The following is a 14,519-nucleotide window of genomic DNA, read 5'->3' as shown; positions in this document are numbered from 1 at the left end:
CGGGTTCCTTCCCTGGAGGCTTCCGGACGCCGGCCTCGAGCCACGCCATCTCAGTAGACGGCCGGCATCCGAAACCCATCACAATAGCTGCCGTCGGGCCGTCTGCAAAAGTGTAACGCGTATCGGCGGTAGCTAGCTCAGCGTCGCCACCAGGCGCTCGGCGGCCTTCAAATCTGCTGTACTCAGGCCTTCCTCGAATTGCTCGTATACCGGCTGTAACAGCGCGCAAGCGCTGCCGGCTTCTCCTTGCCCGGCCATCAGCGTCGCCATGTCGACTGCGGTTCGCAGCTCCCATGCTCGCGCACCCTGACTGCGGCTCAACTCCAGCGCCTGCAACAGGCATGTCTCGGCTTCGGCGCGATTGCGTTCCGACACCTGGAGAATAAGGCTTCCCTTCATCCGCAGCAACTCCGGAAGGTACATTAGGTCGCCGTTCTTTTCGACTTGACCAAGTGAATCGTCGATCAGCACCATTGCTTCATCGACCTGACCGATCGCGGACAACCCCCTGACCAGCGAGAGGTTGAGTGCAGTTGTGAGCAATTCGTAAGGCGCCGCGTGGAGCTTCTGGAGAGAAGTTCGGAGTCCCTCGACACCACCTTGCGCGTCGCCTTGACCGATCGCGACGTCGCTTTTGAATCCTCGACCAACCAGCAGGTACGGAGCCATGGAATGGGATTCGGCGCGGGAAATGAGCATGTCTATGTATGCCTCAGCACTCTCCAGTTCGCCTGCCCACAGGAATACCGATATTCCCCAGATCAAGGCGATCGCCAGCGTCAGCGAATGATCCATGGCGGCGGCCTCTTCGACGGCCTGTCGAGCACGGTCCATGGCTTGGTCCGGATGGCCTTGCAGCCAAAGGTTCCTCGCCAGGATAGCCTTGGCCAGGATTTTGCCCTCGAAACCGAGATAGACCGTTGTGGTTCGCTGAGAGCGTGGCCCACGATCCAGCGCTGCCTCAAGCTCCGCGCGGGCTTCGGCCAGGTCACCACGAAGGTGAAGCGATATCCCCAGAATGGTATGCGCCAACGCAATCGCGACCGGATCCTCCAGGGTCGCGGCTATGGCTGAACAGCGTTTTGCAAACTGGAGGGCGGTCACGAAATTGCCTGTCCGCAGGTGGAACATGTTGAGCGGACCCAGCAGGCGCACTTGATCCAATGTATCACCGCGTTCTTCGGCGATCGCCAGGCTTTTCTCCAGGGCGGCGCGCGCCGCATCACGCCCTCCCCGCATGAACATCAGGGACACACCCAAGGCTGCCTGGAGATGCATCTCGTCAACTCCACCAAGAGCGGCATCGTCGAGAGCGAATATCGCGCGTTCTGACCAGCGATGACACTCCGGCAACAAGGACATCGCCAGGAAAACAGGCGCGGCAGCAGTGGCAAGTCCGATGCCGATATCGGCGTTTCCGCCCTCGCCGAAGCACCATTCCAGAGCGGCCCGCACATTGTTGATGGCGGCGAAGTGAGGAGCCCGCTCCTCGCCGGTCGCCAGACCTGGCCACTCGATACCTGTTTGCTCAAGCCATCTTCGATAGTAGGCGGCGTGGCGCACCGCCAGATCGGCGGCCTCGGCGTCATCTATGCTGATATCGAGGACGTAGGCGCGCGTGGTATCCAGGAGCCGATAGCGCATCATCGCTCCGAGCGGGCGCGTCGCTATGATCGACTTGGCAACAAGACTATCCATTGCATTAAGAACGGTCGATCTGTCGAGGGCAGCGCTTGTGACGACTTCCAAGACCGCATCGAGCGTGAAATGACCAAGGAATACAGCGAGCCTGCGAAGCACTGCGCGCTCCAGGTCGGTAAGTAGCCCAAAGCTCCAATCCAGCGTGGCCTGCAGGGTCTTTTGACGCGGTGGCGCGGTCCGCGATCCCAGCCATAGCAAAGTCAGACGTTGATCGAGAAGCGCGGCGGTTTGTTGCAATCCATAAGACTCGACCCGCCGGGCCGCCAACTCGATTGCGAGCGCCACACCGTCAAGCTTTCGACAGATGCTTGCGACGATCAGGGCTTCCGCATCGCTGACATCCAAGCGCGCGCCACTTGCCACCGCGCGCTCCACGAACAGTTGAATGGCCGGAAACGTCTGGACAACCGCCGCCGTAAGCCTTGGGTCGTCCGGCGGACAGGCAAGGGCATCCAATCGGTAGATATGCTCGCCTTCGACTCGAAGCGCTTCGCGACTTGTTGCCAGAATGTGGACCTGCGACGCCGCGTCGATGATGCTTGCGGCCAGAGGCGCCACCGCATCGACGAGATGCTCGCAGGTATCGAGGATCAAAAGCATCCGCTTGTTGCGCAGGTAGGCGATCAGATTGGGCGTCGCGTCACTCGATTGAACCGACAGCCCAAGCATGGAGGCAACGGCTGTCGTCACCAGGTCGGGATCGCCGAGCATTCCCAGGTCGACGAACAGCACAGCGCCCGCGAAGGCGTCAATGAGGTGATGTCCGACCGCGATCGCGACGGTGGTTTTGCCGACGCCGCCCGCGCCAACGATTGTGACGAAGCGCGACGCATTCAGTCGAGCCGACAGCTGGAGAACGTCGTCGTCCCGGCCAACCATTCGGCCCAAGCGGCTCGGAAGATTCGCGTGCGGAAAACTGGCGGCAGCTGCAGGCTCTTCATCGCGCGGACCGCCGGTCTGCGAGACGGGCGCGATGAAGCAATAACCCCGCCCTGGTAGTGTCGCGATGTATCGTGCGCCGTCCTTTCCGTCACCCAGCGCCTTGCGGAGCCTGGTCATGTGAAACCGCAGGCTGCCTTCCTCGACTACGACATCGGGCCAAACCCGTGACATCAGATCCTTTTTGCCGACGATTTCATTCGGCGTGGAGATCAGGACAATGAGAATGTCCAGTGCACGCGAACCCAGCGCCAAGGGAGCGCCGTTTTTTGTGACGAGCCTTTCGCTCGCAACCAGATGGAAAGGACCGAACGACAGCCCGTCCTTGGCCTGACCTGCCACTATCGTCATGGCGCTTCTCTCGGAGCCGCCCGCCACCAAGCTTATAGTCTAAGTCAAGTACAACACCTGCACCATAGGCGAACGGTGGCAGGACCCCGCTGCCCGGAGCCACCAGCGCTGACAGCGACTAACAGGGGGCTCACAACACATAACGGGCGATTCTCGTCCTGCGGGCGTAAGTTTTCGGCAGCACCGAGCACCCCCCAGGAGAGACCCATGAATACGACCAAGACTCCCGAACTAATCGATCAGGACCGCCGCCTCCTTTTGAGCACGGCCGCAATGGGCATTGCCGCCGTAGGTACTGCCAGCCTGCTCCCATCGGTCGCCGCAGCCGCGGGCGATGCGATCCGGCCCTTCAAGGTCAGCTTTCCTCAGGAGGAAATCGACGAGCTTAGCCGACGCGTTGCCGCGACCCGCTGGCCGGACCAGGAGAATGTGGCCGACGACACCCAGGGCGTGCAGCTCGCCACAATGCAGAAGCTCGCGAAGTACTGGGCGACGGATTACGACTGGCGCAAGATGGAGACCCGGCTCCATGCCCTGCCGCAGTTCATCACCGAGATCGACGGGCTGGACATCCACTTCATCCATGTCCGCTCCAGGCATGAGAATGCCTTGCCGATCATTGTCACGCATGGCTGGCCTGGCTCGATCATAGAGCAGTTGAAGGTCATCGAGCCACTCACCAATCCAACTGCATACGGCGGGACCGAGGCGGATGCGTTCCACGTGGTGATCCCGTCCTTGCCGGGCTATGGGTTCTCCGGCAAGCCGACGGCACCTGGCTGGATCCCTGCCCGCATCGCCAAGGCGTGGGCTACGCTGATGCAGCGTCTCGACTACACGAAATACGTCGCACAGGGCGGCGACTGGGGCAACGCCGTGTCGGAGACGATGGCGCTGCAAGAGCCTCCGGGCTTGCTCGGCATCCACACCAACATGGCTGCCACCGTGCCCGCCGACATCTCGAAGGCGCTTGCCGCCGGCGGCCCGGCGCCCGCCGGCCTCTCGCCCGACGAGAAGCGGGCCTACGACCAGCTCGACGACTTCTACAAGAACGGGCTGGGCTACGCGATCGAGATGAACAATCGCCCGCAGACGCTCTACGGCGTCGTCGACTCGCCGGTCGGTCTCGCAGCCTGGATGCTCGACCACGACATCCGCAGCTACGAGCTGATCGCACGCGTCTTCGACGGGCAGGCGGAAGGGCTGACGAAGGACGATATCCTGGACAATGTCACGATGTACTGGCTGACCAACACCGCGATCTCCTCGGCGCGTCTTTACTGGGACAACGCGCACCACCCGACGGGAGGCTTCTTCGACCCCAGGGGCATCAAGATCCCGGTCGCTGTGAGCGCCTTCCCGGACGAGATCTACCAGGCGCCGCAGAGCTGGGCTGAAAAGGCGTATCCGAAGCTTATCCATTACAACCGGCCCCTCAAGGGCGGCCATTTCGCAGCCTGGGAGCAGCCCGCAGCCTTCACCGCCGAACTCCGGACGGCATTTCGTCCGCTGCGCCAGCAAATCTGAACCCCCACAGGGTTCTGCTTGCAGTCACGCCTGCTCGACTGCCCAAGGCAACCCGATTGAACCCGGGACAAAGGAGAACGTCATGTCAGCAATCGCGCAATCTTCCGTATCGCACGAACCCATCACGAAGATGGCAGCCCCCGTCGAGGACCATGAAATCGTCGATTCAAGCTTTACGGCTATCATCAACGCGCCGATCGAGAAGATCGACATTCCCAACTGGTGCTTCGCGCTGTCGGAACATGAATATCAGGGGTGTTCGCCCGCCCACATAGCGGCGGGTTTCACGACGACGCCGGATGGCAAGCGCATGTCGATCAATGTCGAGATCATCGGCGGCAGCCTGATGGTGCAACATTATGTCGAGACGCTCGGCCGCAAGGATCACCTCATCCTGGAATCGGTTTCAGACCTCTTCACGCCTACGGGCCGCACCACGATCCATGTGCATTGGGAGCTGAGCGTCAAGGCTATCGACAGTCGCCGATGTGAGTTTACCAACCACGTCCGGTCCTGGGCCACGAAGGAATTCATGGCTTTCTTCGAGCGCCAGGGCATCCCGTTCGAGGTGCTTCGGTCACAGCGCCAGCCCATGTCGATCGCTCACAAGAAGAGCGAGACGCCGCTTTTTGCGGCCAGCATCGAACGAGCCGCGCTCAGGAACTGAGCGGCAGCATCTGGCCTGTGATCTAGCCGCTCCATGGAGGAGGCACAATGACGAGGCACGCACATGACCGGGAGGTCACCGCACTTCTGGTGATCGATCCGTACAACGACTTCATTTCCGACGGGGGCAAGATATGGCCCCGCATCCGGGCTGTCGCAGAGGCGAACGGCTGCGTGCCTCACATGCTGCAAGTCCTGAATGCCGCGCGTCAAGCTAAGCTTCGCGTCTTCTATGCAATGCATCATCGATACCGTCCGGGCGACTATGAGACATGGACTTACGTCGCGCCCGTCCAGAAGAGAGCATGGAAGAGCAAGAGCTTTGAATACGGCACCTGGGGCGGCGAGATTCGGTCCGAGTTCGAGCCCAAGCCAGGCGAGACTGTCGCCACCGAACATTGGTGTTCCAGTGGGTTCGCCAATACGGATCTGGATCTGCAGCTGAAAAGGCACGGAATCCAGAAACTCATTGTCATCGGACTGATCGCACACACCTGCGTCGAAGCGACCGTTCGCTTCGCCGCCGAGCTCGGCTACGACGTAACCGTGGTGAGGGACGCGACGGCAGACTACTCCGATGAGGAGATGCACGCGGCTCTCGACGTCAACATGCCGAACTACGCCAGCGCGATTGTCACGACAGACGAAATCATCGACTCGATTTCTGCCGTCCAGACCTCGGCCGCCGAGGCGTAGTGATGATCGATCTCACACGCGAGGGAATGGCCAACCGTGCGCATCTCACTCTTCACACCGGCGGACCGTTTCCGTGCGCTCGACGCGTCAAAATACGTCGAAGAGAACTTGGCTCTCGCCGACATCCAGCAGAGAGATCGAGAACAGGCTCGGTCATTACGTGGCAACGATCGGGCAGGACCAGGTCCCACCCAACTGGAAAGAAAACGACCATGTCAGACATCGCAACGGCCCGTCAGGGCGAAAAGACCTCCGACACCGCAAGCGCACGTCCCGTCGACCTGAAGTTCGAGGTTGTCGTTATTCCGGTCGCAGACGTCGACCGCTCCAAGCAGTTCTACGAGGGCCTCGGCTGGCGGCTCGATGCCGACTTCGCGGTCGGCGACACGTTCCGGGTTGTGCAGTTCACGCCTCCGGGCTCACCTGGCTCGATCCACTTCGGCAAGGGTGTCACCTCGGCCGCGCCGGGGTCGACACAGGGTCTCTATCTCATCGTGTCCGACATCGTGGCGGCGCGCGCCGAGCTCATCGCTCATGGTGCAGATGTGAGCGAAGTGTTCCACCGTGCCGGTCCGGGACAGCCTGCTGTCAATGGTCGGGACCCGGAGGGACGCAGCTACGTCTCCTTTGCAACGTTCACCGATCCCGACGGGAACGGCTGGCTGCTCCAGGAGATCACCACCCGGTTTCCGGGCCGGATCGACTCGAAGGCGACGAGCTTCGCCTCCGAGGGCGACCTGGCCGCCGCAATGCGGCGCGCGTCGGTCGCCCACGGAGAGCACGAGAAGCGGACCGGCGGCCAGCGCGACGAGAACTGGCCGGACTGGTACGCCGAATACATGGTGGCCGAGCAGTCTGGCGAGGAACTGCCGCAGTAGGACGAGCTTCCAGACGGCGGCACACTGCCGCCGTATTCGTCCGCGGCCTGCGGAGATCGTGGCGACCTGACGGCCTTTATCGGAGGAAATCATGAGTACCGCAGCCATCCCCACTCAGCGCGAACCTGAACTTCTTGGCCAGACCGTCGTCGTCATCGGCGGTAGCGCCGGCATCGGTCTGGAGACCGCCCGGCGTGCCCGCGCCGAAGGCGCCCGCGTCATCCTCACCGGACGCAATCGCGACCGCCTCGATCAAGCAGCGCGCGAGATTAGCGCTGAGGGCACCGCCGCCTTCGACGCCAACGATGCGACCCAGCTGAAGTCGTTCTTTCAAGATCTGCCGGACTTGATCGACCATGTGATGGTTACTGCCGGCGCTCCCCATTATCGCTCACCCCTCGAAATTCCTCCCGAGGAGGCACGACACGATCTCACGGACCACCTATTGCTCGCGCTCAATGTGGCACGCAGCGCCGCCGGCAAGGTCGGGTCGGCCGGCTCACTGATATTCATGGGCGGCACGGGCGCACGCCGCCCAAAACCAGGCCTCGCGATCGTCTCGACGGTTACCGTCGCGTTCCCCGCGCTCATCGCCAATCTCGCGCTCGAGCTCGCGCCGATACGCGTCAACCTGATCGCCGCAGGCTTCGTCGACACGCCACTGTCGGCGTCGCTGCTCGGCGACAACCTCGACAAGCGGCGCGACGAACTGCGCGCGACGCTGCCAATCCGACGTGTCGTCGGACCGGCCGATGTCGCCGCGCTCGCCGTTCACATCATGAGCAACACGGCGCTGACGGGCGCGACATACGACGTCGACGGCGGCCAGCAGCTCGTCTCGTGACTATGCAGGAACAAAGCACATTGCCTCATCACAAAGAGACATCACCATGAACACGATCAGTGTTTGCGACAAAATCGATGAGCGCCGCCGTCGCCTGATCGGTGCAGCCGCAATGGGCGTGACGCTTGCCGAACTCGGCATGACCGCGACAGCGAAGGCGGCACCCAGCGGAGTCGACCAGACGACGGCGTCTGCGATGCACACGGCAAAGAACTCGTTCGGCGCACCCAGGCAGATCGATGCCGGTGTCCTTAATGTCGGCTATGCAGAGGCCGGCCCTGCCGACGGTCCGCCCGTTATCCTTCTCCATGGCTGGCCTTACGACATCCACACATATGTCGACGTTGCGCCCATTCTGGCGGCGAAAGGCCGCCGCGTGATCGTGCCCTACCTGCGCGGATACGGCACGACGCGGTTCTTGTCGGACGAGACGATGCGCAATGGTCAGCAGTCGGCCATCGCTGCCGACATCGTCGCGCTGATGGATGCGCTGGGTATCGAGAAGGCGACGATTGCCGGCTGCGACTGGGGCGCTCGGACGGCGAACATCATCGCCGCCCTGTGGCCGGAACGCTGCAAGGCGATGGTCTCGGTGAGCGGCTATCTCATCGGCAACCAGCAAGCCGGCAAACTGCCGCTGCCGCCGAAGGCCGAGCTGCAATGGTGGTACCAATATTACTTCGCTACCGATCGCGGCCGTGTCGGCTACGAGAAATATACGCGCGATTTCGCCAGGCTGATTTGGCAGCTCGCCTCGCCGCAATGGAATTTCGATGAGCCCACGTTCGAGCGGAGTGCTGCGGCCTTCGACAATCCGGATCACGTCGCGATCGTCATCCACAATTATCGCTGGCGGCTCGGCCTGGCAGAAGGCGAGGCGCAATATGATTCACTGGAGCAGCGGCTTGCTCAGGCACCCGTCATCTCCGTGCCCACGATGACGCTCGAGGGCGACGCCAATGGCGCGCCGCATCCGGACGCCAGCGCTTACGCCAAGATGTTTTCAGGCAGATATAGCCACCGGGTAGTCATGGGCGGCATTGGACACAACCTACCCCAGGAAGCGCCAGAGGCCTTTGCCGACGCCGTTATCGAGGTCGACGCGTGATCGAGTTCGCGGCGCCGCTCCTCCGGCAGGTACTACAGCCACCAAAAGAATGCCTATGAACCTGATCGCAAGGGTTGTTTATACGGCCAGGATCACAACCACAGGTGGCCGCGAGGATGGCGCCTCGCGCAGCTCTGATGGCCTTCTGGACATCAGGCTTTCCACACCCGGATCGGCGCGCATCGGCACCAACCCGGAGCAACTGGTTGCAGCCGGCTGGTCGGCCAGCTTCGCAAGCGCGGTTGCGTCTGTGGCTCACGAACAAAAAATTACGCTGCCGGCCGGAGTGAGAATCGATGCCGAGGTTGATCTGAACCTCGGGGACGACGGCTACTCTCTCAGCACTCGGCTCAACGTCAGCCTGCCTGGCGTGGAGTACAATACCGCACGAGCCCTGATCGACGAGGCGCACGACATTTGTCCGTACTCGAAAGCGACGCGCGGCAACGTTCAAATTGCGATCAACCTGCTCTGAGTGGATTGCATCGATCGTTGAAGCAATTGGCATGGCCAGGGTTACATTTTGGATCATCCTTCTCGCCAAGGTCTACAAAAACCTGCCACGGCATCGCACCTGTCAGAGCGCATCCAGCACAAATACGGTCAGGATGACAGGAGGGGTATCCCTCCGGTCACCGTGATAATCCCTTCTGAGCGCGAAATGTCCGCTCTGGGTCATGAGCTGTCACTGGTGGCGTCTGCACACACGTGCGGCAAAGTCCGCCTCAACGTAAGCATCAAATCCAAAGGCGGGCGCCGATACGAGCAAGCCGACGCTCGGCAAAACCAGCAGGAGCCGTGAGCAATCCCGCCCCTGTGCTTTCGATCAGCTCAGAAGATCGAGTTTGTGATCGATTTTATCGGGCCGAGCAGGATCGATCCTTCCGGCACGCCGGCGTCGATCGGAATGGCTTTGCGGTTTGCTGTCGCCACCATCGGCTGACCGATGTCGGCCGTCACCACGACCGGGGTCTTGTTCGGCACACGGTCGTAGAGGTCGATGATGTCCTGGTTCATCAGGCGAACACAGCCCGACGACACCGATTTGCCGATCGACCGCCATTCCGGCGAACCGTGCAAGCGGTAGAGCGTGTCCTGGTTGCCCTGGAAGAGATAGAGCGCCCGCGCGCCAAGCGGGTTCTTGAGCCCACCGGGCATGCCGCCATTCTCGGCGCTGTAGGGTCTCAACTCCGGCTGCCGCGCTATCATGTCGTCCGGCGGCGTCCATTTCGGCCATTTCTGCTTCCATTGGACCACCGCATCGCCCGACCATTCGAAGCCGGCGCGGCCGAGGCCGACCCCATAGCGGATCGCCTGGCCGCCCGGGCGCACCAGATAGAGGAAGTGATTGGTGGTGTCGACGACGATAGTGCCCGGCTGCTGCCCGGTCGGATCGTCAACGATCTGGCGCAGGAACTGCGGGTCGATCTTGTCGACCGGTATGGCCGGCAGCTCGAAGCCGCCATCCGACATCGGCCCATACATCGTCACATAGTCGCCGAGCGCCGGCTCGACATAGGTCGGCGGCGGCGGCTCGACCGGTTGTTGCGACAGCGTGGTGCAACTGGAGACCGCGACCGAGGCGGCGCCAAGGGCTGCTGCGTTGAGAAAACCGCGACGGCTCAGGCGAAAAGAGGACGATGGGGATATGAACATGATGCCTTTTTTAAGTCTCAAATCGCAACAAAGCATAAATGCGTCCTGTTGCGCGCGGTTGCCCGAGCAATGCCCGGCGCGATAGGCGGTTCCAATTCTGGCCGCAGGGTGGACAAACAAAGGCAAAGCTGTGACTGGATCGTCACTGTTGCGCCGACGCAACATTTCCGGTGTCACCCCCCGGCGACCAGACCTTCAAGGGACGGCAGGATCAGGGCCGGTGGAAAATCCCGGTATTCCTCTGGCTGATTGGCGCGGTTGATCCACACCGTCCTGAAGCCGAATTTGGTGGCGCCGGCGACGTCCCAGCGGTTGGATGACTGGAAAGAGACAGCGCCCGGATAGAGGCGCCAGCCCGTGGTGACCATGTCGTAGACCGACGGATCGGTCTTGAAGCGCCTGACGCTGTCGACAGAAAAGACGTCGTCCAGGACCTGGTCGAGCGCGGCGGACTTGACGGCCGCTTGCAGCATCTCAGGCGAACCGTTGGACAGGATCGCCAGCCTTGCCCCCGATGCCTTGAGCGCCTTGAGCACGGCCGGCACCTCCGGATAGCAGTCCAGCCGCCAATAGGCCTCAAGCAGCTTCGCCCTCAGCCCGGCATCCGCGGATGGAACCTTGCGCAGGGCGAAGTCGAGGGCCTGCTCGGTGAGCTGCCAGAAATCGGCATAGGCCCCCATCAGCGTCCTGACCCAGGAATATTCCAGCTGCTTGGCGCGCCAGATATCGGACAGCAACTGGCCGTCCGGCCCGATCTGGTCGGCGTGACGGCGCACGGCCGCATGCACGTCGAACAGCGTGCCATAGGCGTCGAAAACGTAAGCCGCGAACTGCATTCGACAGTTTTGAGGCCGCGTAAGGCAAGGCGCAAGCGCTGATTGCAGTCCGCCAGCCCGCTGGCCTCAACAAATCTCAGCCAAGCCGGTTGACGGCGGCCGCCAAAGCATCTTCCAATGCGCCGCAACAAGCATCGAACGGAACCTGGCAATGACACTGGCGACTGCGGCGCAATCCGCGACATGGACCTTCGTCGACGGCGACTGGTACGAGGGCAATGTTGCCATTCTAGGGCCGCGCAGCCACGCCATGTGGCTCGGCACCAGCGTGTTCGACGGCGCCCGCTGGTTCGAGGGCGTCGCCCCCGATCTCGATCGCCATGCAGCAAGGGTAAACGCCTCGGCGATCGCGCTCGGCCTGAAGCCGACGATGAGCACCGACAAGATCGTCGGGCTGACCTGGGACGGGCTGAAGAAGTTCGACGGCAAGACGGCAGTCTACATCAGGCCGATGTATTGGGCCGAGCATGGCGGCTATATGGGCGTGCCGGCCGACCCGGCCTCGACGCGTTTTTGCCTTTGCCTCTATGAATCGCCGATGATCTCGCCGGCGGGTTTTTCGGTTACGGTGTCGCCGTTCCGGCGCCCGACCATCGAAACCATGCCGACCAACGCCAAGGCTGGCTGCCTTTATCCCAACAACGGCCGTGCCATCCTCGAAGCCAAGATGCGCGGCTTCGACAATGCGCTCGTGCTCGATATGCTGGGCAATGTCGCCGAGACCGGGACCTCGAATATTTTCCTGGTCAAGGACGGCCATGTCTTGACGCCGGCGCCGAACGGCACCTTCCTGTCCGGCATTACCCGCGCGCGCACCATGGCCCTGCTAGGCGAATACGGCTTCACGACGACGGAAAAGACGCTGTCGATCCGCGATTTCCTGGAGGCAGACGAAATCTTCTCGACCGGAAACCACTCGAAAGTCGTGCCGGTCACCCGTATCGAGGATCGCAATCTGCAACCCGGACCGGTCGCCAAGAAGGCGCGCGAACTCTATTGGGAATGGGCGCATTCGACTTCGCCCGGCTGACCCGCTAAAAAGCGGCCGGCGCTTCGTTTCCGGAGTTGTTCCAGACCAATCCAGTCCTATGTTAGTCCGGTATCGACACCGGATTTTTCCACGAGGGAGTACGACCGATGGCTTTTGAATTGCCCGCCTTGCCCTATGATTACGAGGCCTTGCAGCCTTACATGTCCAAGGAAACGCTGGAATATCACCACGACAAGCACCACAAGGCCTATGTCGACAACGGCAACAAGCTGGCCGCCGAGGCGGGCATGGGCGATTTGTCGGTCGAAGAGGCCGTCAAACAGTCCTTCGGCAAGAATGCGGGCCTCTTCAACAATGCCGCCCAGCACTACAATCACATCCATTTCTGGAAATGGATGAAGAAGGGCGGCGGCGGCAACAAGCTGCCCGGCGCATTGCAAAAGGCGGTCGACAGCGATCTTGGCGGCTACGACAAGTTCAAGGCCGACTTCATCGCCGCCGGCACCACCCAGTTCGGTTCGGGCTGGGCCTGGGTCTCGGTCAAGGACGGCAAGCTGGCGATCTCGAAGACGCCGAACGGCGAGAACCCGCTCGTCCATGGCGCGACGCCGATCCTCGGCGTCGATGTCTGGGAACATTCCTATTACATCGATTATCGCAACGCCCGGCCGAAATATCTCGAAGCCTTCGTCGACAGTCTCATCAACTGGGACTATGTGCTCGAACTCTACGAAAAGGCCTGATCCGTTCCAGAAAAGCCCCGGCAGAACCGGGGCTTTTCTTTTTCAGCATCAGAACGACAGCTGCAAAATTTCACGCAAGCGTGAGGCGAAGCGTCGGAATTTTTAAGCCATCCTTGCCGTTTGTCATCGGGGTGGGACCGCATCCTGAATTTGCCTTCAACATGGAGCCAAGTGAATGAGAAAGCTTATCCTCGCCATCTCGATGCTCGCCTTCGCCGGTTCGGCGGCATTTGCCGACCCGGTAGCCGACCGGCAGGCCCTGATGAAGGAACGTGGCAAGATCGCCGCCGGCTTGTCGAAAGTGGTCAAGGGCGAGACGCCCTACGACGCAGCTTCGGTGCTGACGGCGTTGCAGGCACTGCAGGTAAATGCCGAGAAATTCCATGCCGGCGTCGACACGCTTTTCCCGGCCGGCAGCGACACCGGCGACACCACGGCGTCCCCAAAAATCTGGCAGGACATGGCCGGCTTCAAGACGGCTGAAGGCAAGTACCTCGCCGACGTCAAGGCGGCGGTCGCCGCAGCACCTGCGGATGCCGACGCGTTGAAGGCGCAGTTCAACACCATCGGCGGCGGCTGCGGCAACTGTCATCAAAACTACAGGGTGAAAAAAGGCTGATAGCGGGCAATGCGCTTGCTGAAGAAACTTGTCGGCGCCGCCCTCGTTCTGGGCGGCGCGGCCGCGATTGCCGGCTGGTTCCTGTCGGCTCCGGTCAGGCTCGATGCCGCAACGCTGGCGCAGCTTGGCCCCGGCGAGGCCGCCAGGGGCAAGCGCATCTTCTACGCCGGCGGCTGCACATCCTGTCATGCCAAGCCTGGCTCGCAAGGCGACGCCCGCCTTCAACTGGTCGGCGGCCTTGAACTCAAGACGCCATTCGGCACCTTCGTGCCGCCGAACATCTCGCAGGATACCAAGGACGGCATCGGCGCCTGGTCGGTCGAGGATCTTGCCAACGCCATGCTGAAGGGCGTGTCACCGTCGGGCGAGCATCTCTATCCGGCATTTCCCTATACTTCCTACGCGCGCATGAAGCCGGCCGACATTGCCGATCTCTATGCATTCCTGAAGACGTTACCCGCGGTCGCCGGCAAGGCGCCCGCCAATTCGCTGGGGTTTCCCTTCAACGTCCGACGCGGTCTTGGCTTGTGGAAGCTGCTCTATTTGAGTGACCAGCCGGTCGTTTCCTTTCCCGACGGCACACCGGATCCGGTGGTGACAGGCCGCTATCTGGTCGAAGGCCCCGGCCATTGCGGCGAATGCCACACGCCGCGGGATCTTACCGGCGGCACCAGGAAGAGCCAATGGCTGGCAGGTGCGGCCTCCGCCGAAGGCAGCGGCATCGTGCCGAACATCACGTCGGGCGAGGGCGGCATCGCGGACTGGTCCGAGGCCGACATCGCCAACTATCTCGAAACCGGCTTCACGCCGGATTTCGATACGGTCGGCGGCGCAATGGTCGACGTGCAGCGCAACATGGCCGTGCTGACCCCGGAGGACCGCTCGGCGATCGCCGCCTACCTGAAGGCCCTGCCGCCGCATCCCAACGGCTATCCGGCGCGCAAGAAGCCGTCGAGCTGACGGC

At 62.0% G+C, this 14,519-nt stretch carries 14 protein-coding genes; 11 read left to right on the top strand and 3 right to left on the bottom strand.

The features are described 5' to 3' along the window. Positions 1 to 132: 132 nt before the first annotated feature. Complete coding sequence (locus tag NKI58_RS32525) at positions 133 to 2,991, bottom strand: ATP-binding protein (RefSeq protein ID WP_352454299.1); 2,859 nt, start codon at positions 2,989 to 2,991, stop codon at positions 133 to 135. A gap of 207 nt (positions 2,992 to 3,198) precedes the next feature. On the opposite strand from NKI58_RS32525, the gene NKI58_RS32520 reads away from it, so the two are divergent. From NKI58_RS32520 to NKI58_RS32490, 7 genes are all read left to right on the top strand, one after another. Continuing rightward, the gene (locus NKI58_RS32520) at positions 3,199 to 4,518 is read left to right on the top strand and encodes an epoxide hydrolase family protein (RefSeq protein WP_502898526.1); all 1,320 of its coding nucleotides are present in this window, start codon (positions 3,199 to 3,201) and stop codon (positions 4,516 to 4,518) included. 130 nt (positions 4,519 to 4,648) lie between these two features. Beyond that, positions 4,649 to 5,185 (top strand): hypothetical protein, encoded by a 537-nt coding sequence (locus NKI58_RS32515; protein ID WP_352789353.1) that lies wholly within the window; start codon positions 4,649 to 4,651, stop codon positions 5,183 to 5,185. Between the two features lie 47 nt (positions 5,186 to 5,232). Further along, positions 5,233 to 5,880: a cysteine hydrolase family protein gene (locus NKI58_RS32510; RefSeq protein WP_352454300.1), complete on the top strand. Its 648-nt coding sequence runs from the start codon at positions 5,233 to 5,235 to the stop codon at positions 5,878 to 5,880. A 221-nt stretch (positions 5,881 to 6,101) separates the two neighbouring features. Continuing rightward, positions 6,102 to 6,758 carry a VOC family protein gene (locus NKI58_RS32505; RefSeq protein ID WP_502897060.1) on the top strand — a complete coding sequence of 219 codons (657 nt, stop codon included), beginning with the start codon at positions 6,102 to 6,104 and terminating at the stop codon, positions 6,756 to 6,758. 91 nt (positions 6,759 to 6,849) lie between these two features. Then, a complete protein-coding gene (locus tag NKI58_RS32500) occupies positions 6,850 to 7,602 on the top strand; it encodes an SDR family oxidoreductase (RefSeq protein WP_352454302.1) in 753 nt (250 codons plus the stop codon). 46 nt (positions 7,603 to 7,648) lie between these two features. Beyond that, positions 7,649 to 8,710, top strand: coding sequence for an alpha/beta fold hydrolase (locus NKI58_RS32495; RefSeq protein ID WP_352454303.1), 1,062 nt, complete (start codon positions 7,649 to 7,651; stop codon positions 8,708 to 8,710). 55 nt (positions 8,711 to 8,765) lie between these two features. Continuing rightward, a complete protein-coding gene (locus tag NKI58_RS32490; protein ID WP_352454304.1) occupies positions 8,766 to 9,185 on the top strand; it encodes an Ohr family peroxiredoxin in 420 nt (139 codons plus the stop codon). Positions 9,186 to 9,541: 356 nt separating this feature from the next. Here NKI58_RS32490 and NKI58_RS32485 read toward each other — a convergent pair whose 3' ends face one another. Beyond that, positions 9,542 to 10,366: a L,D-transpeptidase gene (locus tag NKI58_RS32485; RefSeq protein WP_352454305.1), complete on the bottom strand. Its 825-nt coding sequence runs from the start codon at positions 10,364 to 10,366 to the stop codon at positions 9,542 to 9,544. A gap of 173 nt (positions 10,367 to 10,539) precedes the next feature. Beyond that, on the bottom strand, positions 10,540 to 11,202 hold the full coding sequence (locus NKI58_RS32480; protein ID WP_023677852.1) for a haloacid dehalogenase type II: 663 nt from the start codon (positions 11,200 to 11,202) through the stop codon (positions 10,540 to 10,542). A 151-nt stretch (positions 11,203 to 11,353) separates the two neighbouring features. Here NKI58_RS32480 and NKI58_RS32475 point away from each other — a divergent pair, with 151 nt between their 5' ends. The 4 genes from NKI58_RS32475 to NKI58_RS32460 all read left to right on the top strand — a co-directional run bounded on the left by NKI58_RS32475 (position 11,354) and on the right by NKI58_RS32460 (position 14,515). Then, positions 11,354 to 12,232, top strand: a complete 879-nt coding sequence (locus tag NKI58_RS32475) for a branched-chain amino acid aminotransferase (protein ID WP_292658468.1) — start codon at positions 11,354 to 11,356, stop codon at positions 12,230 to 12,232. Between the two features lie 107 nt (positions 12,233 to 12,339). Then, positions 12,340 to 12,936, top strand: a complete 597-nt coding sequence (locus NKI58_RS32470; RefSeq protein WP_023677850.1) for a superoxide dismutase — start codon at positions 12,340 to 12,342, stop codon at positions 12,934 to 12,936. A gap of 175 nt (positions 12,937 to 13,111) precedes the next feature. Continuing rightward, positions 13,112 to 13,555, top strand: a complete 444-nt coding sequence (locus tag NKI58_RS32465; protein ID WP_352449059.1) for a c-type cytochrome — start codon at positions 13,112 to 13,114, stop codon at positions 13,553 to 13,555. Positions 13,556 to 13,564: 9 nt separating this feature from the next. Continuing rightward, positions 13,565 to 14,515, top strand: a complete 951-nt coding sequence (locus tag NKI58_RS32460) for a cytochrome c (RefSeq protein ID WP_352854306.1) — start codon at positions 13,565 to 13,567, stop codon at positions 14,513 to 14,515. Positions 14,516 to 14,519: the final 4 nt, after the last annotated feature.

This window comes from Mesorhizobium sp. M0522 (assembly GCF_040321085.1).
Classification (GTDB): domain Bacteria; phylum Pseudomonadota; class Alphaproteobacteria; order Rhizobiales; family Rhizobiaceae; genus Mesorhizobium.
The sequence above is the reverse complement of the archived record's forward strand: the minus strand, read 5'-3'. Positions and strand labels throughout refer to the sequence as shown.

Coding starts and splice junctions, on each gene's coding strand:
- NKI58_RS32515 (WP_352789353.1), top strand. CDS start 4,649: ATGGCAGCCCCCGTCGAGGACCATGAAATCGTCGATTCAAGCTTTACG.
- NKI58_RS32490 (WP_352454304.1), top strand. CDS start 8,766: ATGAACCTGATCGCAAGGGTTGTTTATACGGCCAGGATCACAACCACA.
- NKI58_RS32465 (WP_352449059.1), top strand. CDS start 13,112: ATGAGAAAGCTTATCCTCGCCATCTCGATGCTCGCCTTCGCCGGTTCG.
- NKI58_RS32475 (WP_292658468.1), top strand. CDS start 11,354: ATGACACTGGCGACTGCGGCGCAATCCGCGACATGGACCTTCGTCGAC.
- NKI58_RS32485 (WP_352454305.1), bottom strand. CDS start 10,366: ATGTTCATATCCCCATCGTCCTCTTTTCGCCTGAGCCGTCGCGGTTTT.
- NKI58_RS32470 (WP_023677850.1), top strand. CDS start 12,340: ATGGCTTTTGAATTGCCCGCCTTGCCCTATGATTACGAGGCCTTGCAG.
- NKI58_RS32525 (WP_352454299.1), bottom strand. CDS start 2,991: ATGACGATAGTGGCAGGTCAGGCCAAGGACGGGCTGTCGTTCGGTCCT.
- NKI58_RS32480 (WP_023677852.1), bottom strand. CDS start 11,202: ATGCAGTTCGCGGCTTACGTTTTCGACGCCTATGGCACGCTGTTCGAC.
- NKI58_RS32510 (WP_352454300.1), top strand. CDS start 5,233: ATGACGAGGCACGCACATGACCGGGAGGTCACCGCACTTCTGGTGATC.
- NKI58_RS32520 (WP_502898526.1), top strand. CDS start 3,199: ATGAATACGACCAAGACTCCCGAACTAATCGATCAGGACCGCCGCCTC.
- NKI58_RS32500 (WP_352454302.1), top strand. CDS start 6,850: ATGAGTACCGCAGCCATCCCCACTCAGCGCGAACCTGAACTTCTTGGC.
- NKI58_RS32460 (WP_352854306.1), top strand. CDS start 13,565: ATGCGCTTGCTGAAGAAACTTGTCGGCGCCGCCCTCGTTCTGGGCGGC.
- NKI58_RS32495 (WP_352454303.1), top strand. CDS start 7,649: ATGAACACGATCAGTGTTTGCGACAAAATCGATGAGCGCCGCCGTCGC.